Raw genomic sequence first — 22,279 nt, 5'->3', positions numbered from 1 at the left:
GCTGTCGAGGCTAGTATCGAATGTACGTTCGACACTACCGGGGGGTAAAAGTGACGACGCAAGTATCTGAACAGGCGATATCCAAACAGGCGATATCCGCAGAGACCATCGGACAATTCCGGGCATCACTCGCCAGCATGGATCGATCCATCGACAACGCAGCACGCGTGGATCTTCTGCGCGCATTGGAAGAGTTGAAGGCCAGTTGCGCTGGTGCCCAGGCATTGCTGGCTGCCGATCTCGACGCGTTCACCCGCAACGACCGCGGCGAACGGGGAGTGCCGCGCGCATACCAAGGCCGTGGAATCAACGCGCAGATTGCCCTCGCACGGCGAGAGTCGGCTTGGTTCGGAACTCAGCATCTGAACCTGGCCCGCGCACTGAACGACGAGATGCCTCACACACTTCGACTACTCGTCGACGGCTCCATCAGTGAGCATCAAGCGACGATCCTCATGCGCGAGACTTCATGTCTCACCGCCCAGGATCGCGCTACATTGGATCGCGAGTTCTGCTGCGACGCTGCAATCTTGGACGGATGCGGCAACCACCAACTGACACAAAGAATCCGCGCACGCACTGCCGAAATAGACTCCGACAGTGTTGCCAGACGAGCACGCAAAGCCGTGGGAGACAGACGAGTGACGTCACGGCCTGCGCCCGACACGATGTGCTGGCTCAATGTATTTCTTCCCGTGGCCGAAGGTATCGCCGTGCACGCCACGCTCAGGCGCGACGCAGATTCCGTACTTGCCGGCGGGGACAAGCGCACCCGAGCGCAAATCATGGCTGATCTCCTGGTCGAGCGAGTTACCGGAATCGGCCGCGCCACACCGACACCCGTCACCGTGAATCTGGTTGTCTCCGACCAGTCATTGTTGGGCGAAAATTCCGACCCGGCGTACGTCCACGGGTACGGACCTGTACCAGCCGCTATTGCACGCGAATGGATCACCAAGGCCAGCGAAGACTCCGAAACGGTGGCAACGCTCCGAAAGCTCTACGCACGCCCCGATACGGGCGCACTGACCGCAATGGAATCCACGGCGAGAACCTTCCCGAAGGGGTTGGCGCGATTGATCGAACTCCGTGATCGAAGCTGCCGTACTCCGTGGTGCGACGCGCCGGTTCGCCACCGCGACCACATTCGCGATCACTCGAGGGGTGGCCTCACCAGCGCAGCCAACGGTGCCGGGTTGTGTGCGGCATGCAATTACGCGAAACAGGGCTCGGACTGGACTGCCGAACCTGTACCAGGTAACCGGCACACCTTCACCACAACGACACCTACCGGGCACCGGTATTCGTCTGAGGCTCCGCCACTTCCGGCACCCTGGACCAGTCCGGATGCGGCCTAAGTTCCTCGGTGAGCCAATGCGTTCACGAACACCTCGGAAATCTCCGAGGGGTCACGAGCGATGTACGTCGAACCGCCCGTCACGCGGGAGATATCGGCGAGCGCCGCCGCATCTGCGTCATCGGTGATTCCGATGGTGACGATGATGACCGGACGCGCCGGATCCTGCTCGCGTGCAAGAACATCGAGCAACTGTTCACGGCTGATGCTGTCAGGATCTTCGTTTGCGCCGTCGGTCAAGATGATGACGCTGTTGACCGCTCGCGGATCGTACGATTCCTGAACCTTACGGAATGCGGCCAGCGTCGTGTCGTACAAACCTGTGGCGCCACGTTTGAGTTCGGTGAGCCGGTTCGCCTGATCTGCCATCAACTTTCGTTGAGTCACACCGTCGACGATCGTGTCGTAGCGCCTGATCGGCACCAATTCCTGGAAGTCCTGGGTTCCGTTCATACCTTGGGAAAACGCCCAGAGACCGGCAGCGACGCTGTCTGGGAAGACCTGATTGCCGGCCAGAGCAGCAGCAGTGGTCAACTGCATGCGCGTCTTGCCGCCTGCCGCCGGGTAGTCCATCGACGCAGACACGTCGATCGCAACGAGTGTCCGGATCGGCTTGGCCATCAGAGCCCAAGCGCCCAGTGTCTGATCGGCCACCGACTGTTCGGACACGGTCAGTGCCGTGACGTCACCGACTCCACCTTCGACGGCTCCACCGCCGGAAGTACGGAACCCGCTGCGCGTCAGCACTTCCTGAGCAGATTCACTGTGCAACAGCTCGGCGATGGCGTCACTCTTCTTGGCTGCGGCGTAGTGCCGGTCCGGTGCCGAAGCACTGACCACCAGGGGGTAATCCATGATCATGGTTCCCGTCGCCGGTACTGTCGCGGAAATCTTCGACTCAGCCTTCGCGAACTCGACGACCTGTTGCTCGGTCGAAACACCGACCTTTCCGGAGCTGACCAATTCGGTGAGCATCTTCTGTCCTACCGGCTGATCTTCGGTACGAACACTCTCCGCTTGCGCATGGGGTACGAGTGCCGCTCGAACGGATTCGGAGGTAGCCCCGGTCTCCGCGAGAGCTCCGAGAATGGGCGCCGACGCAACCCCTGTGAACAACGGATTGCCCAACGCCAGATCGGGAACCTGTAGCGCCGCGAGCCAACTGGCAAACTGTTCGCCACCGCCGGAGGCGAGAACGACAGGCGAGGTGGCGATCGAACCGCCGGCGGCAGCGACCGGCCCCTTGGCCGTCAATGCAGCTTTGCCCACCCACGCTGTCGAATCCGGTATCCACATGTCCGGCGCGTCCACGCCCTTACCCAGGGTTCCCGCAACGTCCCCGGGCAGCGCAGAGGTAACCGTGATCCGCGAACAGCCTGTCTGCTCCGGCGACGATTCTGCGAGGATCTCCGTGACTGCCGGCGCGATCGCAGGATCCGCTGCCAGCGAGTACTCGTCGACGCTCTCGCAGGAATCGGACTGTGTTGCCTTGAAGACCACCACCCCGGTGGCGATTACCGCGACGGCAACCAACCCACCCACTGCGTAGAACCCGATCGACCGCCCGCTGTCAGGACTCGAATGCCGTCCGCCCGCCATGAAATCTGCCCTTCCGAGGCCACTCGCACTCAGGCATACCGACGGTATGCGCGCGACTGGAACTGTCCCTACCGGGCGGTAGTGTAGCCAAGAACACAGAAATTCCAACTAGCGCTGAATCGTCGGAGAACCGGCGAGCCCACATTTCGGGACAGGCCGGCCGAATTCACGAACCTTCAAGCGTCGCAGCGACTTTTCAGCAAACTGACCTGCCTAGAGCAGCTCACGCTTCTGAACCTTGCCCATCGCGTTACGTGGCAGAGTCTCGGCAAATCGAACCTCACGGGGACGCTTGTGCGCCGACAACTCCGCCCCGACCAACTCGACCAATTCGGCTTCGGTGACCTCGGGAGTCCCGGGCTTACGGACTACGACGGCGATGATCCGCTGCCCCAGATCGGCGTCGGGGACACCGATCACCGCAACTTCGGACACCGAAGGGTGCCCGAGGATGGCGGTCTCGATCTCGCCGGCGCCGACTCTGAATCCACCGGATTTGATCAAGTCGATGGATTCGCGGCCGACGATTCGGTGGAACCCACCCTCGTCGATGACGGCGACGTCACCGGTCTTGAAGTAGCCGTCCTCCGTCCAGGACTCGGCGGTTGCGTCCGGACGGTTCAAGTAGCCGTCGAAAAGCATCGGCCCACGTACCTGTAGGCCGCCGATACTCTCGCCGTCGTGCGGCACATCGTTGCCCTTCTCGTCACGAAGACGAGTCTCGACTCCGCGCAGCGGCACGCCGACCCACCCCGGGCGTCGCTCGCCGTCGAAACGCGTGCTCAGGGTCAGCATCGTCTCACTCATGCCGTAACGCTCGATGGGCGTCAATCCTGTTCGCTCCCGCAGCTTTTCGAAGACCGGCACGGGAAGCGGCGCACTACCGGAGACCAGAAGTCGGGCACCGGACAACGCGCGGGCAGCTTCTTCGTCTTCGGCGATACGCGACCAGACGGTGGGGACACCGAAGTAGAGGGAGCCTTTGGCCCTTGCGTAGTTTTCCGGCGTCGGCTTGACGGTGTGGATCACCCGGCTGCCGATCCGGAGGGGGCCGAGGATTCCGAGAATCAGTCCGTGCACGTGGAAGAGCGGAAGCCCGTGTACGAGGGTGTCTCGCCACGTCCAGTCCCAGGCCTCGGCGAGCGCGTCGAGCCCGGCTGCGATAGCCGAGCGACTGAGGAGAACGCCCTTCGGTGGGCCGGTAGTTCCGGACGTGTACAGGACGAATGCTGTGGACTGCGGTGCCGGTTCGGGATAGCTGTGCCACGAGCGAGCGTGCAATCGGACGGGAACCACGGGCAGGCCTTCGCAGTGGTCGTCCGTTTCGCCGAGCCACGCCTGGGCACCGGAGTCACGCAGAATGTGCTCTCGCTCAGCCTTCCCCGAGTCCGGCGGGACCGGCACAACGGTGACGCCGGCAATCAACGCCCCGACGACGGCGAGAATCGTTTTTGCTGTGGGAGTTGCCAATACGGCAACCCGATCGGCCTGCGCCACTCGCTCCGCGACCGAGGTCGCGGCACCGAGAATGGCACTCCGCGAGAGAACCGTGTCACCGATCGTCACGGCGTCGTCGAGGTCGTCACCGCGGGCAACAGCAAGGGGGTTCAAGGATCTCAGCAGCACCACGACAGCATCTCACAGCGCGGATGGTCGCAAACTTTCTCCTGCCCGACGCGCGTCCATCGAGTGCGGAGGGAACAGCGTCACCAGCGCAGCCCCCAAGAGCGCCCCGGAAAGCACCGCGAATCCGTGTGCGTCGTCGACCGTCACCAATGTTGCGCCGCCGACGACAATCACGACCGTCAGAACAATCTCAGGCATTCGCGGGCGCACCAGAACGCCGATCCCCGCGGCCGCCGCTGCCAGAGCAAGCGTGGCACCGGAGTTGCCTGCGCCGGTCGACGGGAAGACTGCGGTGGTGAGCAAACCGAACAACAGTTGACCGAGCAGGAAGAGAGCCCAGCCACGTGCGGCGCCCCAGAGCCGAAACGCAAGCGGTGCAACCACGGCCAGCGTCGCGAGATTGGTGACAGTTCCTGCGGCCCCTCCGTCCTGAACGAGCACGGAGGTCAGAATGCGCCACCATTGCCCGTCACGAATCAACGCGGGATCACGACGAAACATCTCGAGCAGTCCCGGCATCGCCGCCTGCAAGATGGAAGGCACTGCAACCATCAGCCAGAGGAGAGCCGCCGAGAGTGGGAATTCTCCGAAAACTCGACGACTTTTCAACCACACGAGCATCAGTGCAACCGAGGCAGCAACGACAGCAAAAATCAGTACCGCGTCCAAGCCGCCGGTCCCTGAGGTGGTCACAGCGCGACCTTACATCGGACCGATACCGACATCAGGGAACCTGACACCTGGGAAAGCACACGATTCAGGCGGAGAGGCGCTTTGCTGCCGCGGCGATTCGTTCGTCTGTTGCAGTGAGCGCGATCCGCACGTGCTTGCTCCCGCTCGGTCCGTAGAACTCACCGGGGGCAACGAGGATCCCACGATCGGCGAACCAACTGACCGTCGCTCGACATTCCTCGCCGCGCGTCGCCCAGAGGTACAGACCTGCCTCGGAATTGTCGACGGTGAATCCGGCGCCTCGAACAGCTTCGATCAACACACTACGACGCTCGCGGTACCGCTCGCGCTGGATGTTCTCGTGTTGGTCGTCGCCCAAGGCTGCGGTCATCGCCGCCTGGATCGGTAGCGGCAGGATCATGCCCGCATGCTTGCGCACCTCGAGCAGTTCCGACACCAGAGCCGGATCACCGGTGACGAACCCGGCGCGATAGCTCGCGAGATTGGACGTCTTCGAAAGTGAGTGGACCGCAAGCAAACCGGTCAGATCACCGTCGTTGACACGAGGATCGAGAATGGAGAGCGCATCGGCTTCCCACGTCAATCCGAGGTAGCACTCGTCGGAGACGACGATGGCGCCGCGCTCGCGCGCCCAGGCCACGACCTTCTGCAAGTGCTCGAGGCCGAGCACCTTGCCGGTGGGATTCGAGGGCGAGTTCACGAAGATCATCGCCGCCGACTCGGGACCGAGCTTGTTCAAGCCGTCGGCGCGCAGGACACGAGCACCTGCCAGTTTCGCTGCGACCTCGTACGTCGGGTACGCCAACTCCGGAATGACCACCAGATCGCCGGCTCCGAGACCGAGCAATTTCGGCAGCCACGCGATCATTTCCTTGGTACCGATGGCCGGCAGCACCGCTGCCGGATCGACGTCGGGAATGTTGTAGCGGCGATCCAGTGACTCCGCCACGGCCTCGCGAAGCGCGAGCGTGCCATGAGTCGTCGGGTATCCGGGCACCTCGGCAACAGAGGCCAGAGCCTTCTGAATCACCGGGTCCACCGGATCCACCGGCGTCCCCACGGACAGGTTCACGATGCCGTCGGGATGAGAGTGCGCCTTCGCCGTGACGTCGGCAAGCGAATCCCACGGAAAATCAGGAAGCCCAGCGGCCACCGAAGTACGAGACAAGATCGCTATTCCTCACCCATGGGAGGCAGCGCCTTGATGAACGGCGTGTCGTAGTCGACCTTGCCGAGCTTGGCCGCTCCACCCGGTGAGCCGAGATCGTCGAAGAAATCGACGTTGGTGCTGATGTATGCGTTCCACTGGTCCGGGACGTCATCTTCGTAGAAGATGGCTTCGACGGGACAGACAGGCTCACACGCGCCGCAGTCGACACACTCGTCGGGGTGGATGTAAAGCATGCGTCCACCCTCGTAGATGCAGTCGACAGGGCATTCTTCGATGCACGCCTTGTCCATCACATCTACACACGGTTCAGCAATCGTGTAGGTCACTGCCGATCTCCCTGCCTTCCTGTCGTGCATCGCCGCCGCAACACGCAGTTGCAAGGGGCCGAAAATCCGATACGACTCTCACGTACCGCGGGAACAGCCTATTATCCCCCTGCCGACCGACTCCGAGCAGGCGGGGGTAACACATTTCAGCCTACTGCGGTGATGTTCCTCGACCGAATCGCGATCCACTTCTCCCCCAGAGCGGCCGCGCGTACTAGAGCGCCCCGCTCACCGAGGTAATCCGCCACGACGCCGACCACCGGAATCTTGCCGATGATCTCGTACGGTTTTGTCCGAGACGGCCGCTTGTGCAACTCGTCCGTGATGGCACGAAAAGTCTTGGACGTGCGCCACAACGTTCCGATGAGCGCGAACGGGCGCCAGGTCTCGTCGGCGCCGCCGGCTGATTTCTCGGCGAAGTCCTCTCCGGTCAGAAGCTCTCGAGACTTCGTCTCACGCCGGCACAGCACCGACGCCAGGAGGTCCACCTGCTGATCCCGTTCGGTCACTCCGTGTTCACGGGCAACCGCAACGAGCACAACGGCCTGATTCGCGAAGGCCAGCAGGTCCTGGATCGGCAACCGATTGAGGAGGACGCCGAAGATGCCGGGGAACGCCACGGCAACGGTGTTGAGTGCACCCAACCGGGTCGTCCACCACTTCGAGCGCTGCTCGTCGGTCATCACCGACCACGCCGCCGTCCCGGGGAACTTGACGACGTCGAGGACCCAAGCGGCCGCGTCCAACACCATCGCAGCAGCGTTTCGCTCGGGATCGGTCGGCTCGAACGTCCGACGCTTGATACCGAGCGGATCGCTGTAGGCGAGGTCGAGAACCGGGTTGATCCCCCACACCGCTCGATCGAGAACCTCGACGACCTTGCGGTCCCCCAGTACGTCAGCCATCAGGCAATCGCTCCTTCGCGTCGTGCATGTGTGGTGGTTCGTTCGCGTGCCGGACGTCCGATTCCCTCGGCGATGGCGCGCAGTTCTGCGACGGTCTTCTCGGAACCGTGTTCGGAGCCGGCCATCCGCGAGATCGTCTCCTCCATCAGCGTTCCGCCGAGGTCGTTGGCGCCGCCGTTGAGCATCATCTGCGTTCCGGTGATACCAAGTTTGACCCAGCTGGTCTGGATGTTGGGTATGCGGCCGTGCAGCATGATGCGTGCCAGCGCGTGCGCAGCGCGGTTGTCCCGATTGGTCGGCCCTGGCCGTGAAGCGCCCGCCAGGTACAGGGGCGCGCTCTGGTGAACGAACGGCAGCAGCACGAACTCCGTGAATCCGCCTGTACGGTCCTGGATTCCGCGAAGAACGTTCAGGTGCCCGACCCAATGGTGCGGCTGATCGACATGCCCGTACATCATCGTCGAACTCGACCGCAGCCCCACCTCGTGCGCCGTGGTGACCACTTCGATCCATTCCGCCGTCGGCAGTTTGCCCTTGGTGAGGATCCAGCGCACCTCGTCGTCGAGGATCTCCGCTGCCGTACCGGGAATGGTGTCCAGGCCCGCCTCACGAAGGGCCGTCAGCCAATCCCTGATGCTCTCACCACTGCGCGATGCACCGTTCACGATCTCCATCGGAGAGAACGCGTGGACGTGCATCGACGGCACGCGCTTCTTGACGGCCCGGACCAGGTCGGCGTAACCGGTGACGGGAAGTTCCGGATCGATACCGCCCTGCATGCACACCTCGGTTGCGCCGGCGACGTGCGCTTCCCACGCACGGTCGGCGACCTGCTCTGCCGACAGCGTGAACGCGTCGGCGTCACCCTTGCGCTGCGCGAACGCACAGAATCGGCAGCCCGTGTAGCAGATGTTGGTGAAGTTGATGTTCCGGTTCACCACGTAGGTGACGTCCTCGCCGACGGCATCCTTGCGCAGCGCATCCGCCAGTGCCACAACGGCTTCCAGGCCCGGGCCCTCCGCCGTGGCAAGGGCCAGGTACTCGTCGTCGGAACATCCGGCCGGGTCGCGTTCGGCACTGCGGAGCGCAGCCAGCAGATCGGTGTCGACGCGAATCGGAGCACTGAGCTCGAGGACCTGTTCGCGCACGGTCTCCCAGTCGCCGAACGCACTGCCCAGGTCACTGCGGGTCTCGGTGTTGCGCCCGTCCGTGTCGATCTCGATATTGAGATCGACGCGTCCGCTCGATTCCCACGACTCGTCCGGTTCCTGCCACGGCCGACCCACCGGCTTGGTGTCTGGCAAGGCGAGGCCGGTCTTGGGGTCCGCGAGCGCCTGAACGTGGCCTGCGATGCGCGGATCGATCCACGGAGCCCCCGCCAAAACATACGCCGGCTGAGCTGCGGTGCGTTCGGTCAGGATGAAGCCGCCCTCGGCGCTGATCTCGGCCAAGGTCTCGAGGTTCGGCCACGGACGCTCGGGGTTGACGTGATCGGGGGTCAACGGTGATACCCCGCCCCAGTCGTCGACGCCTGCGCCGAGCAGCGCGAGGCACTCGCTGTTCGAGACGAGATTCGGCGGACTCTGAATCCGCATCGTCGGCCCGAGCAGCAGGCGTGCGACGGCGATGGCCGCGAGAAACTCGTCGAGTCCAGCATCAGGCGTATTGCGCATCGCGGTATCGGGCTTGGCCAGGAAATTCTGAATGATCACTTCCTGGATGTGGCCGAACGCCTTCTGCGACTTGCGTATCGCCATGATCGACTCGGCACGTTCGAGGAAGTTCTCCCCGATGCCCACAAGAATTCCCGTGGTGAAGGGGATGTTCAGTCGGCCTGCGTCGGTCAGGGTGCGTAGCCGAACCGCCGGGTCCTTGTCCGGGCTGCCGTAGTGGCACTCACCCTTGTCGGTGAACAGCCGGGTAGCGGTCGTCTCGAGCATCATGCCCATCGACGGCGCAACGGGCTTGAGCCGCGAGAGTTCCTGCCAGCTCATCACACCGGGATTGAGGTGTGGGAGCAGGCCTGTCTCCTCGAGTACCCGGATCGACATCGCTCGCACGTAGTCGAGGGTGGAGTCGTAGCCGCGTTCGTCCAGCCATTGCTTGGCTTCCGGCCAGCGAGCCTCGGGGCGATCCCCCAGCGTGAACAACGCTTCCTTGCAGCCCAATTCGGCGCCTGCCCTGGCAATGTCCAAAACCTCGTCCGGTTCCAGGAACATGCCGTGCCCAGCGGCACGCAGCTTCCCTGGCACCGTGACGAATGTGCAGTAGTGGCACTTGTCCTGGCACAGACGGGTCAGCGGAATGAAAACTTTCCGCGAATACGTCACGGTGTTCGGCCGACCCGCTGCCAGCAGACCGGCATCGCGAACCTTGGCCGCCGAAGAACACAGATCGGTCAGATCGGTTCCCCGTGCCTGCAGCAGCGTTGCCGCCTCGTCGACGTTCAGGGTCGCTCCGTCGCGTGCACGACGGAGAACTCGCCGCATCGCCGACGCTGACGGGCCGGGCGACGGACTGGACGAGGCGGACGCGGAAATACCTGGCATCGGAAGCATGGTGGGTTTGCCGGAGTCATCACCAGTTCGGTTCACCTAGCGATCATGCGCCATGTGGGACGACTAGTGCCACCCGGTGCCAGAAGTAGGAGGCCTCACCGCCCCGACACCGCCTCGATCACGACGGCCGGTAGTCGTCGTCGACCGCAACCTCGACTCGTTGATCCACGACGTCAGCCACTGGCGCGTCGAGCGGAATGTCGGTCAGATCGGGTTCTTCAGGGGCGTTCGGATCTACGGGTGTCGATTGTTCGAGCGCATCTGATTCCGGAGCCTCCGGGTCGAATGTCGCATCTTGTTCGGTCATCACGTGCTCCCTTCGCGGTCGCCACACTCCACGATAGGGCCGATGTCGACAGATCGCCCCTCACTCGACCAAAGTAGTGCCCATGACTGCGCCGCAACCGCTGACCATGGCCGACCCGTTATGGCGACCCAGCACCAAAGCCCCGAGGCTGTGGGCAATCACTGCCTCACTGTTCTGGGTACCCGTCATCGTCGCCGAAATCGTCTGTGCCGTCTTGGTGCCCGGAATCCCGTCCTGGGTGGTCGGCACCGTATTCGCAGTCACCGTACTCTTCGCTGCCACCTACATTCTGATGGTCCCGGCGTGGCGGTATCGGGTCCACCGATGGGAGATCAGTGACACCGCGGTATACACCCGCACCGGCTGGTTCACCCAGGAGCGACGCATCGCACCGATCTCGCGCGTGCAGACCGTGGACACCGAGCGCGGACCGATCGACCGCATGTTGGGTCTGGCAACCGTCACGGTCACGACAGCGTCGTCGGCCGGGGCCGTGAAGATCTCCGCACTCGACCAGGAAGTCGCCGACCGCACGGTGGCTCAACTGACGGAGATCGCGGGTACCAACGTGGGAGACGCGACGTGAACGAGAAACAGTTGGGCGACCCGACCGCGATCGAGATCCCGGTAGAGGCGGAAACGGCAGCTGCCGAGGCCGCGGAAGAGGAACAGCCCTGGCTCCGCCTCGACCGACGCATGCTTCTGGTCCACCCCGTCAACGAAGTCGTCAAACTGCTCCCGGTCCTACTCGTCTCCGTAGTTCTCGGCAGCCAATCCGGAAACCACTGGTGGGGACTCGGCGTCGTCACTCTGCTCGTCATCTTCGGTTTGTTGCGGTATTTCACCACCACGTACCGAATCGGACCCGTCCACGTTCAACTGCGCACCGGGGTCTTCCAGAAAAAGCTGCTCTCCGTCCCGCGTAGCCGCATCCGATCCGTCGACGTCGAGGCCGGGGTCATGCACCGGTTGCTCGGACTGTCGATCGTGCGCATCGGTACCGGCCAGCGCGCCGGGAGCGGCCACGATTCGAACAAGTTCGAGCTCAACGCCCTGTCGACCGCCCTGGTTCCGGACCTACGCGCCGCACTGTTGGCCGGCGCCCAGCAAGCACGGCGACTGGAAACCCCGGGCACGCCGGTCGAAAGCATCACCGAACCGGTCGACACCGAAATCGGTCACTGGGAACCGAGTTGGGTTCGCTACGCCCCCTTTTCGTTCACCGGAATCGCCATCATCGCAGCCATCATCGGCATCTCGTTCCAATACGGCATCGGCACTGCCGTCGCGAAATCCTCGGCAGTGAGCGACAGCTTCGACTCACTCGAGAGCCTCGGCATCGCACTGATGGTCGTCATCGCACTCGTCGTGCTGCTGGTGCTGTCGAGTGCACTCGCCTGCGTCCAGTACCTGATCGCGTTCGGCAACATGAAACTCACCGACAACGGCCGCATCCTGCATGTCAGTCACGGCCTGTTGAAGACTCGGCAAACCACACTCGACCGCGCCCGCCTCCGCGGCACGACGCTCAAGGAACCGCTCCTGCTGCGATTGGCCCGCGGCGCGCGGCTCGACGCCATCATGACCGGGGTCAGCGCCGAGAAGAAGGAATCTTCGCTACTGCTCCCGCAGGGACCGCGCAGGGAAGCCGAGCGAGTGATGGCCACCGTGATCGGTGACTCACGCCAGGCGTCCGCCCCGCTGATCCCGCACGGCCCGGCCGCGCGGCGTCGCCGGTACACCCGAGCACTGTTCCTCGCCGCGGTGGCGTTCCTGGTCTGTGTGGCGTGCGCGGCTTCTGGACTCGATGTACCGATCTACGCGTGGTTCGGGGTCGCCGTACTCGCCATCGGTGGCACCGCCCTCGCCTACGACCGATACAAGGGCCTCGGCCACGCAGTACTACCCGGATGGTTGATCACCCGAAACGGCTCGCTCGATCGCCAGCGTCACAGTCTCGAATCCGAAGGTGTCATTGGATGGACGGTGCGCGAGACGTTCTTCCAACGACGCGCGGGAGTGGCAACCGTCGTCGCCGCGACGCCCGCCGGCACCGGAAGCTACGAGGTGATCGATCTCCCCGCCGAGAACGCGTGGGAATTGATCGAAGCCGTCACTCCGGGCGGTGGCGACGTGTGGGCAGGTCGTCGATGATGAGCCTCGCCAGCGAACCGAGACGCGATCGCTCGGGCTGGATGGTCGGAACACCGAGGAGTTCCAGCGGAGCGGCCGTGACCGGTCCGACGCAGTAGGTCGGTACCGGTCCGCGCATCGCTGCGACGAACCGCTCCAACTCGCCCATTTCTTTTGCCGTGCTGAGCATCGAGGAGACCGCGGGGGCACTGGTGAAGGTCAGCGCGTCGATCGCACCGGAACGAACTGCAGCGACCAACGCGCGGACCGGCGACTGATCCGGCGGCCGGATCCACCGATAGACCGATACCGGAGTGACAACCGCGCCGATGTCGGCGAGGGAGGCGCTCAGGTCCGTCAACGGCTCCCATTCGGTGATGGTGCCGTGCAACTGGACTGCGATGCGCAAGCCTGCCACTCCCTCGCTTCCGAGATGTGCCAGAACTTCCTCGGACGACTCACCCGAAGGCGACCATTCCTCGCGCAGTCCGGCGCCTCGGATGGCGCCCGTCGCCTTCGGGCCGCGGGCGATGATGCGCGTGTGGGCGAGAGCCCCGAGGAACTCGTCGGTCAAACCCCACGAAGCGACGGCGTCGAGCCAACCCCTGAAGCCGATCCCGGTACTGATCACGACCAATTCCGGAGGATCGGCAATCAAAGCGGACGTCTGAGTCCTCAGGTCTCGATCGTCCACCAACGGCAGCACATGGATCACCGGTGTCCGCACGATCTCCGCGCCTCGACGTTCGAGGAGCGTCGCAAATTCTTCGACACGCCGTTCTGCGGTCAAGGCGATAGTCGCACCCGCCAAATCATGTTCAGCCACAGGCTGAGTGTCCCTTATGCACGGGTCAGTTTCCTACGCGCGCGCCGAGAACTATTGCGAGCTGAGGGTGGCGAGTCTGTTGATCGCCACCTTGAAGAGGAAAACGGCGGCCGGAGCGATCGCACCGACCAGCAGCAGGAAGGTCAGAGGGGACGAAAGCACGAGTACGTCGCCGCCGGGGCCGCCCACCATGCACACCAAGAACCCGACGATCCAACCGGCGAGCGGCAATGCGGCCCTACCCGGCGTCGTAACCGTGCGGGCGGCGATCACCAATACGAGGTTCGCGGTCGCGGCTACGAGAATGCTGATGGGAAATGCCGTCGTACCGAGATGAGTCGGCAAGAACAGGACGGACAACACCGCGCACAAGAATCCGTCGAAAATCAGGACGCCGAGGATGACAGGGTCGAGCCACGACAGCGACGTTCCTGTCGAGGCGTCCGTGTTGTTCTCGACGGTCGTCATGGTTTTGATAGTGGTCTATCGGTCGTCATCGCGCGAGCGCGGGGTCCCTCCCGACAAGCACCCCGGCTCGCGCCCGAAAAGCACGAAGCTGATCAGGGAACCGGTGGGAACCCGAGCAGAGTCAGCAAATGACTCTGCTGATCTGCGAATGCGTAGAGCGACCCGTAATACAAGTCGTGGTAATAACCAGCCATCGGACGCAACGAATCGACGAAGGCGACGATCTGGTTCTGCAGGTCCCAGTTGTACATTTCTTCAGCCCCCAGGCTTTGCTGTTACCGAAAGGACCACCCATCCGGTGACACGCATCACACACCACTACGGCGTCGATCGCAATGCCTGTGAGCCGACGCCCAGGTCAGCTGTGCAGCCCGCCGAACAGATCGCGCTCGCGGCCGTCCTCACCCACCGGACCGAGCGCGCCGGCGGCCAATACGAAATGCTCGACCGTCAGGATCGGTTGGACCACGTTGTTCGACAATGCGAACTCGGCTCGGCTCGGGGCTACCGTCACCTGAGTGGCGTGGGCGCTCAATGCCCTCGCCTTCGCATCGATGACGCCTCGAACGTCGATTGCCGTCGTCACGTCTGTGTCCTCGACGCTCGGCAATTCCCCGGGCTCGGGCAGACGCCAGTTCTCCGGGAACTCGGAAATCGCCGCGATGCCGCGTTCGAGTCCGCTGCGCTCGGTCACGGTCCAGTAGAACTTCGGAGTCGACCACGGCTCGCCGGTCTCGGGATACGCGGTCGTTCCTGCAGCTTCGACGGCCGCTGTCGTGATCGCGTGCGCCTGGATGTGATCCGGGTGCCCGTAGCCGCCGTTGGGGTCGTACGTGATCACGACGTGCGGCCGAATCTCACGAATGACGGCGACCACCGCGCCGACTGCTTCGTCGAGTCGAGCATTGACAAAAGCACGGGGATTGGCGGCCGAAGGTGTGCCGATCATTCCGGAGTCGCGATACCGACCGGCACCGGCGAGGAAGCGAGGAGCGGCACTGCCCAAAGCCGACAAAGCAGCGCTCAGTTCCGCGATCCGGTAGCCACCGAGTTGATCGGCCTCGGAAGCCACGAGCCCGGCCCACGCATCACCGATCACTTCGCCTTCCTCCCCCAACGTGCAGGTGAGGACTGTGACCTCGACGCCTTCGGACGCGTATCGCGCGATGGTGCCACCGGTGGTGATCGTTTCGTCGTCCGGATGTGCGTGTACCAACAGAAGTCGCTTCGCCGACGCGGTCACTTTTCCACCCTCACCCAGTCCGTAGCGTTTCCGAATATCCCCACCTGCACCGGCCCGTCGAGGACCACGCCCTCGACTCCGGTCCCGACCGCGACCAGCGCTCGGCTCTGCACGATCGGCAAAACCGCCGCAAGATCCCACAGCTTGGGTTCCGCATCGGCGATCAACGACCCCAGATCCCCGATGCCACTGAGCGCTTCGTCGATCCGACCTTGCAACGCCGGATCACACAGCCCGGACAGGTTGCTCGGAGCCTCGACGCTTGTCGTTCGGATGGGCTCCGGTGTCTGCGACGGCGTCGGTGCGGGCACTGCCGAACTTGTTGCCGGAGTGGAAGGTGCGCTCGGGCAACTGAACCGCGAGGCCAGCGAAGTGGCCGTGTCGGCGCCTGCCCGGCTCCAACCGACGATCATGTCGACGCGTCCTGTCGTCAGGTCCTCGCCGTAGAGTTCCTCCGGCGCCACCGATTCGACGGTCGCCAGGATTCCCACGTCACGCAATTCGTCGGCAGCGGTGTTTGCCACGGCGATCGCGATGTCGTCGTTTTCGGGAGCGCCGATCAGCAGTGTCAACTGGGCGCCGTCACGGACGATCGATCCGACCGTTCCAGTGCCCGTGACGATTCCGGTGGGCGGTGCCGTCAGGTAGCCGGCTGCAGTCAGCTCGCCCAGTGCTTGCTCCCTGGTCGGTTTCGGCGGCGCGGTGGGCGCATATCCCGGATCCGACGGAGCGAGGATCTGAGCTTTCACCGGGGCGGACGCCGATTCACTCCCTGCCGCCACCACGGCGAGCAGGTCCGGATCGAGCAGTCCCAGAACACCTTTACGCACCCGAACATCTGCGAAGTTCTTGCTTCGCCCGTTCACGTTGATGTCGAGAGTGCGCGGAACGTAGGAGAATGCCGTCCTGACACCCGGGATTGCAGACAGCTGAATATCCGTAGCACTACCCGAATGAACCTGCGCCACTTGGGCATCGTCGGTACGCAGCGCATCCGCCAACTGTGCAGCCGTTCCTCCGCGTCGCAGAACTATCTGATCCGGGTCTGAAGGCTTGCCCCAGAATCGGTCGTTGCGTTCGAGCACGATTTCGTCCCGGCCGCGGTCGACCGAGCGCACGTGAAAGTGGGCTCCCGACACCGGAATCCCCTCACTCAGGCCGGTGCTGAAACCGCCGGGAGTGTCCTTGATCAGGTGGGACGGAAGAATATCGGTGAACAACTCTCGCCATGCCGGATACGGCGCACGCATCACGACGTTGACCGTCTTGCCGCCGCCGGACGAGTTCACGTCGTCGATCATCTGATAGCCCGCGGGATTGACCACACCGGGAACCGAGATCATCTGCTGCCACAGGTAGCGAAAGTCTTCTGCCGCAATGGGAGCGCCGTCCGACCATTGGGCTTCGTTGCGCAGTTGGTAGCGAATCGTGAACGGGGCCTCCGACGTCACTTCAGCGGAAACGAGGAAAGAATCGTCGATCGCCCACTCCGTCGCGCCAGGTTGTGTGGGCGAATTGATCGGGCGAAACGCACTGGGCAGTACGAGGTTGCCGACTGCGGAGTTGACCGGCGACTGATCCGCGAGCAGGTGCGGGTTGAATCCGCCTCCCACCTCGTCGATTGCCACAGTGACCTGCTTCATCGCCGGAACGACCGGAGTCGGTGTGGGCTTGACGGTTTCGGTGCTCTCGACCGGAGGCGGCGGATCGGCTGTACATGCAGTCAGTGACAACGCCGTCACTGCCACTGCCAACGCCAGGTAGCGACGTCCTGAGGCCACAGACAATTCCTTCCGTACGGGGCCGCGTCGCCCCTTTGCACTCGATTCCCTGGCAGATCTTTCGCCTGGAAACCATGAAGGCGAATGTACCTTTCCGCCGAAAACTCGGCTGAAAGGCACATCCGCCTGTCAGGTTGTAACCGACGAAAGACTACAGAGCAGCCTTGTCGCGTGCCTTACTACGTGAACGCTCGCGAGCGCGCTCGGTTGCGTTGAGGTGCACCTTGCGGACGCGGACGTCCTCCGGGGTGACCTCGACGCACTCGTCGCTGGAGCAGAACTCCATCGCTGCTTCGAGTTCGAGCTTGATCGGCTTTGCGAGGGTCTCCATCACGTCTGCGGACGACTGACGCATGTTGGTCAGCTTCTTCTCGCGGGTGACGTTGATGTCGAGGTCTTCCTGACGCGGGTTGATACCGACGACGTGTCCCTCGTAGGTGTCTGCGCCGGGCTCGACGAAGAAGGTTCCGCGGTCGGCCAACTGGATCATGGCGAACGGCGTCACCGTGCCGGAGCGGTCCGAGACGAGCGAGCCGGTGTGGCGCGCACGAATCTCACCGGCCCACGGGCCGTATCCGTCGAACACGGCGTTGGCGATACCGGTTCCGCGGGTTTCCGTGAGGAAGTCCGTGCGGAAGCCGATGAGGCCACGCGAAGGAACGATGAACTCCATGCGAACCCAGCCTGCGCCGTGGTTCGACATCTGGACCATCTTGCCCTTGCGGTTGGCCAGGAGCTGCGTGATCGCGCCGAGGTACTCCTCGGGGCTGTCGATGGTCAGCTCTTCGAAAGGCTCGTGAACCTTGCCGTCGACGAGCTGCGTGACAACCTGCGGCTTACCGACGGTGAGTTCGAAGCCTTCACGACGCATCTGCTCGACGAGGATGGCGAGCGCGAGCTCTCCACGACCCTGGACCTCCCACGCATCGGGGCGACCGATGTCGAGGACCTTGAGCGAGACGTTACCGACGAGCTCCTGGTCCAGGCGGGACTTGACCATGCGTGCAGTCAGCTTGTGACCCTTGACGCGACCGACGAGCGGTGACGTGTTGGTGCCGATCGTGACCGAGATTGCCGGCTGGTCGACGGTGATGCGGGGCAGTGCGACCGGGTTCTCCAGATCGGCGAGGGTGTCGCCGATCATGATGTCCGGGAATCCTGCGACGGCGCAGATGTCGCCGGCGACGGCGACCTCACCGGGAACGCGCTCGACACCGATGGTCGTGAGGAGTTCGGTGATCTTGGTCTTCGTGACGACGGGCTCGCCGTCGACCTCGCGGCACCAGGACACGGTCTGGCCCTTGCGCAGCTCGCCGTTGTGGATGCGAACGAGTGCGAGGCGACCGAGGAATGCGGATGCGTCGAGGTTGGTGACGTGAGCCTGCAGCGGTGCGTCGACCGAGCCCTTCGGCGCGGGGACGTACTCCATCAGCACCTGGAAGAGTGCGGTGAGGTCCTCGGCGTCGGGAGCCTTGCCGTTCTCGGGCTGCACGGTCGATGCCTTGCCTTCGCGACCGGACGCGTAGAGGACGGGAAGTTCGAGTGCGAGCTCAGCGGCTTCGGCGGCCTCGTCGGACAGGTCCGATGCGAGGTCGAGGAGCAGGTCCTGAGCCTCGGTGACAACCTCTTCGATGCGGGCGTCGGGGCGGTCCGTCTTGTTGACGACCAGGATGACGGGCAGCGAAGCGGCGAGTGCCTTGCGCAGCACGAAACGCGTCTGCGGCAGGGGTCCCTCGGAAGCATCGACGAGCAGGACGACGCCGTCGACCATGGACAGGCCGCGCTCGACCTCGCCACCGAAGTCGGCGTGGCCGGGGGTGTCGATGACGTTGATGACGGTGATGGAACCGTCTTCGTTGACCTTATGTACTGCGGTGTTCTTCGCGAGAATGGTGATGCCCTTCTCGCGTTCGAGGTCGCCGGAGTCCATAACGCGATCGACCAGCTCGGCGCGCTCCTCGAACGCGCCGGACTGACGAAGCATGGCGTCGACGAGGGTGGTCTTGCCGTGGTCGACGTGTGCGACGATGGCAACGTTACGGAAGCTGGTGATGGTCACGCGATGGCTCTCCTGGCTGAGTTGATTCGGCCACGCGAAAGTCAAGTCGCACGGCTCTTCTGGTGGCCGCTGCACGAGTGTGTGATCCGAATCAGGGCACGAATCGCCTGAGAAGGCACCGCGGCCTAGTAAATACTACTCGCTCCGGGCTGATACTCCTGCATTGTGCGGCCTCTATCACCGCCCCCACCAGCGAATAGTGATCTGCACCACGCCGATGCGCGTAGGATTACGACCTGGAGAAACAGGTCATTTAAGGGTACGCTAACCTCGTTCCAAGAGCGGGCTCTCCGCCGTAGTGAAACAGGAAAGCCGCAGCGTCACATGGGAAAAGTCAAGGCAAGCAAGGTCTCGCAGCTCAAGCCGAAGAAGAAGTGCTGCCGCAAGAAGACGCGGTGCATCAAGTGTCCCGTCGTCATCATGCGGATGAAGAAGCTCGAGAACGAGGGCGCATCCAAGAAGGAACTGAAAGCGGGTCTCAAGAAGGCTCGTGCGGCGTAAGCGCGCTCAATTCCGCGAGTAACTCGGGGATCCAGGCTCGATCGTTGTCCACCAGATCCATCGACAACAGTTCTTCGGCGTCGACCCATGTCAATTGAGCATGGTCGAGCGCGACCGGTTCTCCCGACACCAACTCCGCCCGGTAGGCCCGCAGGACCAACCCAGGCGACAGTGGCACGTCGACACCGATTCTGGCGCCGCATCTCACCTCGACCGCCAGTTCCTCGAGCAGCTCCCGCGCCAACGCGTTCTGTGGCGATTCGAATTCTTCGACCTTCCCGCCCGGCAGCTCCCAACGACCGGCCAAAGCCGGCGGACTCGTCCGCTGCGCGAGGAGCAGCCTTCCCTCGCGGAAGATCGCACCGGCGACAACTTCCCGATCCCTTGCAGGTGCATCACTCATCGCACCATGATGGAGTATGGCCACTTTGTTGTCCGACTCCGCGATCCAAAACGCTCTCGACGAACTGCCCGCCTGGCAACTGTCGCCAGGGTCGATCACTCGCACGGTCGACTCCGCGACATTCCCGGACGCCATCGCGCTTCTTCAACGCATCGCGGCAGTCGCCGAGGCCGCGGATCATCATCCCGACATCGACGTTCGCTGGCGAAAGGTCACGTACACGCTTTCGACACACTCGGCGGGCGGTCTCACGGAACTGGACTTCGACCTTGCCCGTCGAATTGACGTACTCGTCGACGATTCGGTCCGTTTCGACTGATCTTCGAGTGAACAAACCTCGCAATCTGACGTAACAGTTGCATCAACTTTCACATAGATCACTTCAGTCACAGGTATGGTCGCCGTAAATCACGATCGAGGCCGGTCATGCCATAGACTCCCCCCGGTGCGTAGCTGCTCAGCAACTGAACAGCTGTACAACCCGGGGGCTCTGTACATAGAGTGACCCCTCGAGCCGTCAAACGCGGAGCTCGCCTAGGCGCCCGCGCGGTATGACTAAGGATGGGGAAACAGTGCTTCGAACCCGAGGTATGCGAAAGGCGTTCACCGCCGTCGCTATTGCCGCAGTAGCAGGACTGGCATTGCCGGCACAGGCAATGGCCGATCCGGCAGCACCGCCCGCACCCGAAAGTGTGCCGATCGAGTTCCTCGCATCGTTTGCGCCCGCCATCATCGGCGCCGCCGCAGGTCCGGCCGATGTTGCAGGCGGACCGCAGCAAGCGTTGCTCGACCAGGCTCGCGCGATCCTGAACTCCCCCGGCATTCCGCCCGAGATCAAGGCCACCCTCGAGAAGGTCATCACCTTCCTCGACGGCAGCGGCGGCGGCGGACCGGCGATCCCGGACGAGAACGCCCCCGTCATCGCGCAGTTCCTCTACCCGACGCTTGGCAAGGGCTGCATCTCGGCCACCGCCGATTCGGTCGGAACCGCACTTGCCGTTCCCGGCCCGGCTCACCTGCCTCCTCCCGGTCCCGCTGCCGGTCAGGCCGGATTCGTCTTCACCGCTCTCGGTACGGCTCCCGCCGTCGACGACCAGCCGGTGCCGATGACCGTCACCTGGGTCAACATCGACAACCAGCGCAGCGCCACCCAGAACTTGACCAACGCCGCACGCATCAACCCGGACGGCCCAGCCACTCTGTCGGCTATCGCCGATACCGGCCCCGGACGCGTTCTCTCGGTGATCAGCGGTTCGCTGACCACCCAGCCGGAAGGCGCAGATCGCATCACCTGCAGCTTCCTTCCGACCGTGGGCATGTTCGCGGTAGCTTGATCGAAGTCTTGTGAAAGGGACCCACCGAATTTCGGTGGGTCCCTTTTGCATCTCCGATCACCGTGATAGACCCGATAGATGGGACATCTACGAGTGGACATCACGCACGGTCGTCCAGAGAAGAAATCCGGCCCAGACCAGTCGATACGGTCACACAAGTCGACGCGATCGATACTGTCCATCCGATCCGAGGGGTCCATTCTCTCGATCGGATCGGCGTACTCGATCCTGTCGATCGGTAGCGTCGGCTCTTTTCTCTCGATCGGAAGCATCGGGTCTACGGCGTCGGTCCTGAGTTCGGGCTCGTTCGCCAGTCTCGGGTCCGCGCTGTCCGGTCTCTCACGTTGGTCACTGCTCTCCTGGCGTGGAAATCATGCAGCCCCCGAAGAACACCCGAAACTTGTTGTCATTGCGCCGGAATCGGATTCGAGCGATCCGGACCGCTCACTACGATCCGTCTCGCACTCTCAGACCTGATTCGGTCGCGGCCATTCGCGGCCTTCCAGCGCTTCGACCGAGGTATTGAATTGCCGCAGTAGGTCACCGAGCGCGAGACGCTGCTCCGGCGTCCACTCGCGGAGGACCTTTTCGACACCGGCTGTCGAATGTTCGCGATCAGCACGAAGTTTCGACAGCCCCTGCGCCGTCGGCCGGACCTTTCGCGCGAGCCCTCCGTCCGGATCCTCCACTCGCTCCACCAAGCCCTGACGCCTCAGCGCGCCGATCTGCCGGTTGATGGTGGAGATGTCGAGCGAGAAAGCGCAGGAGAGCTCCTTGAGGCTCATGGGATGTTGCAATTCCAGTCGACCGAGCAGTAGATACGCCGACCGGTCCAGATGAAGTTCGGCCCGTTGTGCGAGCGCGTGGTAACGCGAGAGCAGAGTCAACTCGTACTCGATATTCACCAGATCAGGGTCCCGGTCCATCCTCATATTGTGCAGACTACACACGATGTGTAGCGTGCACACTGGGGCGAACGCACCAATCAG

General features: G+C 63.4%; 23 protein-coding genes. 7 read left to right on the top strand and 16 right to left on the bottom strand.

The genetic code is table 11. From position 1 onward, the window contains the following. Positions 1-137 precede the first annotated feature (137 nt). Positions 138-1,358: an HNH endonuclease gene (locus PCS43_RS25870; RefSeq protein ID WP_230691683.1), complete on the top strand. Its 1,221-nt coding sequence runs from the start codon at positions 138-140 to the stop codon at positions 1,356-1,358. Here the strand turns inward: PCS43_RS25870 and PCS43_RS25865 are convergent. The 8 genes from PCS43_RS25865 to PCS43_RS25830 form a co-directional block, all read right to left on the bottom strand. Beyond that, positions 1,355-2,956, bottom strand: coding sequence for a substrate-binding and VWA domain-containing protein (locus PCS43_RS25865; RefSeq protein ID WP_073512616.1), 1,602 nt, complete (start codon positions 2,954-2,956; stop codon positions 1,355-1,357). The two genes, PCS43_RS25870 and PCS43_RS25865, sit on opposite strands and share 4 nt — an antisense overlap. Before the next feature lie 213 nt (positions 2,957-3,169). Continuing rightward, on the bottom strand, positions 3,170-4,582 hold the full coding sequence (locus PCS43_RS25860; RefSeq protein WP_007726254.1) for an acyl-CoA synthetase: 1,413 nt from the start codon (positions 4,580-4,582) through the stop codon (positions 3,170-3,172). Between the two features lie 12 nt (positions 4,583-4,594). Beyond that, positions 4,595-5,275: a hypothetical protein gene (locus PCS43_RS25855; RefSeq protein ID WP_007726255.1), complete on the bottom strand. Its 681-nt coding sequence runs from the start codon at positions 5,273-5,275 to the stop codon at positions 4,595-4,597. A 64-nt stretch (positions 5,276-5,339) separates the two neighbouring features. After that, a complete protein-coding gene (gene dapC, locus PCS43_RS25850) occupies positions 5,340-6,443 on the bottom strand; it encodes a succinyldiaminopimelate transaminase (protein WP_073512617.1) in 1,104 nt (367 codons plus the stop codon). Positions 6,444-6,448: 5 nt separating this feature from the next. Next, positions 6,449-6,772 carry a ferredoxin gene (gene fdxA, locus PCS43_RS25845; protein WP_003945248.1) on the bottom strand — a complete coding sequence of 108 codons (324 nt, stop codon included), beginning with the start codon at positions 6,770-6,772 and terminating at the stop codon, positions 6,449-6,451. Between the two features lie 146 nt (positions 6,773-6,918). Continuing rightward, positions 6,919-7,677 (bottom strand): hypothetical protein, encoded by a 759-nt coding sequence (locus PCS43_RS25840; RefSeq protein WP_003945247.1) that lies wholly within the window; start codon positions 7,675-7,677, stop codon positions 6,919-6,921. Beyond that, positions 7,677-10,235, bottom strand: a complete 2,559-nt coding sequence (locus PCS43_RS25835; protein ID WP_073512618.1) for a bifunctional FO biosynthesis protein CofGH — start codon at positions 10,233-10,235, stop codon at positions 7,677-7,679. Before PCS43_RS25835 ends, PCS43_RS25840 begins: the two co-directional genes overlap by 1 nt. Before the next feature lie 118 nt (positions 10,236-10,353). Continuing rightward, a complete protein-coding gene (locus PCS43_RS25830) occupies positions 10,354-10,542 on the bottom strand; it encodes a hypothetical protein (protein ID WP_003945217.1) in 189 nt (62 codons plus the stop codon). An 82-nt stretch (positions 10,543-10,624) separates the two neighbouring features. Between PCS43_RS25830 and PCS43_RS25825 the strand changes: the two genes are divergently transcribed. Both PCS43_RS25825 and PCS43_RS25820 read left to right on the top strand, forming a co-directional pair. Then, complete coding sequence (locus PCS43_RS25825) at positions 10,625-11,128, top strand: PH domain-containing protein (RefSeq protein WP_042926352.1); 504 nt, start codon at positions 10,625-10,627, stop codon at positions 11,126-11,128. Next, positions 11,125-12,696: a PH domain-containing protein gene (locus PCS43_RS25820; RefSeq protein ID WP_081377527.1), complete on the top strand. Its 1,572-nt coding sequence runs from the start codon at positions 11,125-11,127 to the stop codon at positions 12,694-12,696. The genes PCS43_RS25825 and PCS43_RS25820 overlap by 4 nt, the downstream gene beginning before the upstream one ends. Here the strand turns inward: PCS43_RS25820 and PCS43_RS25815 are convergent. From PCS43_RS25815 to typA, 6 genes are all read right to left on the bottom strand, one after another. Further along, positions 12,656-13,501: a uroporphyrinogen-III synthase gene (locus PCS43_RS25815; protein ID WP_030536223.1), complete on the bottom strand. Its 846-nt coding sequence runs from the start codon at positions 13,499-13,501 to the stop codon at positions 12,656-12,658. The genes PCS43_RS25820 and PCS43_RS25815 overlap by 41 nt on opposite strands. Positions 13,502-13,552: 51 nt before the next feature. Beyond that, positions 13,553-13,969 carry a hypothetical protein gene (locus PCS43_RS25810; protein ID WP_030536224.1) on the bottom strand — a complete coding sequence of 139 codons (417 nt, stop codon included), beginning with the start codon at positions 13,967-13,969 and terminating at the stop codon, positions 13,553-13,555. Positions 13,970-14,061: 92 nt separating this feature from the next. Continuing rightward, positions 14,062-14,220: a hypothetical protein gene (locus PCS43_RS25805; protein ID WP_003945210.1), complete on the bottom strand. Its 159-nt coding sequence runs from the start codon at positions 14,218-14,220 to the stop codon at positions 14,062-14,064. Between the two features lie 107 nt (positions 14,221-14,327). Continuing rightward, a complete protein-coding gene (mshB, locus tag PCS43_RS25800) occupies positions 14,328-15,212 on the bottom strand; it encodes an N-acetyl-1-D-myo-inositol-2-amino-2-deoxy-alpha-D-glucopyranoside deacetylase (RefSeq protein ID WP_007726273.1) in 885 nt (294 codons plus the stop codon). Next, positions 15,209-16,993, bottom strand: coding sequence for an ABC transporter family substrate-binding protein (locus tag PCS43_RS25795; protein WP_030536226.1), 1,785 nt, complete (start codon positions 16,991-16,993; stop codon positions 15,209-15,211). Before PCS43_RS25795 ends, mshB begins: the two co-directional genes overlap by 4 nt. Before the next feature lie 151 nt (positions 16,994-17,144). Beyond that, a complete protein-coding gene (typA, locus tag PCS43_RS25790) occupies positions 17,145-19,052 on the bottom strand; it encodes a translational GTPase TypA (RefSeq protein WP_007726276.1) in 1,908 nt (635 codons plus the stop codon). Positions 19,053-19,376: 324 nt separating this feature from the next. On the opposite strand from typA, the gene PCS43_RS25785 reads away from it, so the two are divergent. Further along, positions 19,377-19,553: a hypothetical protein gene (locus PCS43_RS25785; RefSeq protein ID WP_003945207.1), complete on the top strand. Its 177-nt coding sequence runs from the start codon at positions 19,377-19,379 to the stop codon at positions 19,551-19,553. Here the strand turns inward: PCS43_RS25785 and PCS43_RS25780 are convergent. Continuing rightward, positions 19,531-19,956: a (deoxy)nucleoside triphosphate pyrophosphohydrolase gene (locus PCS43_RS25780; RefSeq protein ID WP_007726279.1), complete on the bottom strand. Its 426-nt coding sequence runs from the start codon at positions 19,954-19,956 to the stop codon at positions 19,531-19,533. The genes PCS43_RS25785 and PCS43_RS25780 overlap by 23 nt on opposite strands. Before the next feature lie 16 nt (positions 19,957-19,972). On the opposite strand from PCS43_RS25780, the gene PCS43_RS25775 reads away from it, so the two are divergent. The 3 genes from PCS43_RS25775 to PCS43_RS25765 all read left to right on the top strand — a co-directional run bounded on the left by PCS43_RS25775 (position 19,973) and on the right by PCS43_RS25765 (position 21,767). After that, positions 19,973-20,275, top strand: coding sequence for a 4a-hydroxytetrahydrobiopterin dehydratase (locus PCS43_RS25775; protein ID WP_003945236.1), 303 nt, complete (start codon positions 19,973-19,975; stop codon positions 20,273-20,275). A gap of 271 nt (positions 20,276-20,546) precedes the next feature. Then, positions 20,547-21,290 carry an Rv1157c family protein gene (locus tag PCS43_RS25770; RefSeq protein ID WP_003945233.1) on the top strand — a complete coding sequence of 248 codons (744 nt, stop codon included), beginning with the start codon at positions 20,547-20,549 and terminating at the stop codon, positions 21,288-21,290. Between the two features lie 78 nt (positions 21,291-21,368). Continuing rightward, positions 21,369-21,767: a hypothetical protein gene (locus PCS43_RS25765; protein WP_042448789.1), complete on the top strand. Its 399-nt coding sequence runs from the start codon at positions 21,369-21,371 to the stop codon at positions 21,765-21,767. Here PCS43_RS25765 and PCS43_RS25760 read toward each other — a convergent pair. Continuing rightward, positions 21,758-22,216 (bottom strand): MarR family winged helix-turn-helix transcriptional regulator, encoded by a 459-nt coding sequence (locus tag PCS43_RS25760; protein WP_003945257.1) that lies wholly within the window; start codon positions 22,214-22,216, stop codon positions 21,758-21,760. The genes PCS43_RS25765 and PCS43_RS25760 overlap by 10 nt on opposite strands. Positions 22,217-22,279 lie beyond the last annotated feature (63 nt).

This window comes from Rhodococcus sp. C-2 (assembly GCF_027854095.1).
Classification (GTDB): domain Bacteria; phylum Actinomycetota; class Actinomycetes; order Mycobacteriales; family Mycobacteriaceae; genus Rhodococcus_F; species Rhodococcus_F qingshengii.
The sequence above is the reverse complement of the archived record's forward strand: the minus strand, read 5'-3'. Positions and strand labels throughout refer to the sequence as shown.

Excerpts from the sequence above, each read along its gene's own strand:
- PCS43_RS25870 (WP_230691683.1), top strand. The coding sequence starts at position 138 with ATGGATCGATCCATCGACAACGCAGCACGCGTGGATCTTCTGCGCGCA.
- PCS43_RS25865 (WP_073512616.1), bottom strand. The coding sequence starts at position 2,956 with ATGGCGGGCGGACGGCATTCGAGTCCTGACAGCGGGCGGTCGATCGGG.
- PCS43_RS25840 (WP_003945247.1), bottom strand. The coding sequence starts at position 7,677 with ATGGCTGACGTACTGGGGGACCGCAAGGTCGTCGAGGTTCTCGATCGA.
- PCS43_RS25835 (WP_073512618.1), bottom strand. The coding sequence starts at position 10,235 with ATGCTTCCGATGCCAGGTATTTCCGCGTCCGCCTCGTCCAGTCCGTCG.
- PCS43_RS25830 (WP_003945217.1), bottom strand. The coding sequence starts at position 10,542 with ATGACCGAACAAGATGCGACATTCGACCCGGAGGCTCCGGAATCAGAT.
- PCS43_RS25825 (WP_042926352.1), top strand. The coding sequence starts at position 10,625 with ATGACTGCGCCGCAACCGCTGACCATGGCCGACCCGTTATGGCGACCC.
- PCS43_RS25810 (WP_030536224.1), bottom strand. The coding sequence starts at position 13,969 with ATGACGACCGTCGAGAACAACACGGACGCCTCGACAGGAACGTCGCTG.
- PCS43_RS25805 (WP_003945210.1), bottom strand. The coding sequence starts at position 14,220 with ATGTACAACTGGGACCTGCAGAACCAGATCGTCGCCTTCGTCGATTCG.
- PCS43_RS25785 (WP_003945207.1), top strand. The coding sequence starts at position 19,377 with ATGGGAAAAGTCAAGGCAAGCAAGGTCTCGCAGCTCAAGCCGAAGAAG.
- PCS43_RS25780 (WP_007726279.1), bottom strand. The coding sequence starts at position 19,956 with ATGAGTGATGCACCTGCAAGGGATCGGGAAGTTGTCGCCGGTGCGATC.
- PCS43_RS25775 (WP_003945236.1), top strand. The coding sequence starts at position 19,973 with ATGGCCACTTTGTTGTCCGACTCCGCGATCCAAAACGCTCTCGACGAA.
- PCS43_RS25770 (WP_003945233.1), top strand. The coding sequence starts at position 20,547 with ATGCGAAAGGCGTTCACCGCCGTCGCTATTGCCGCAGTAGCAGGACTG.
- PCS43_RS25765 (WP_042448789.1), top strand. The coding sequence starts at position 21,369 with ATGGGACATCTACGAGTGGACATCACGCACGGTCGTCCAGAGAAGAAA.
- PCS43_RS25760 (WP_003945257.1), bottom strand. The coding sequence starts at position 22,216 with ATGGACCGGGACCCTGATCTGGTGAATATCGAGTACGAGTTGACTCTG.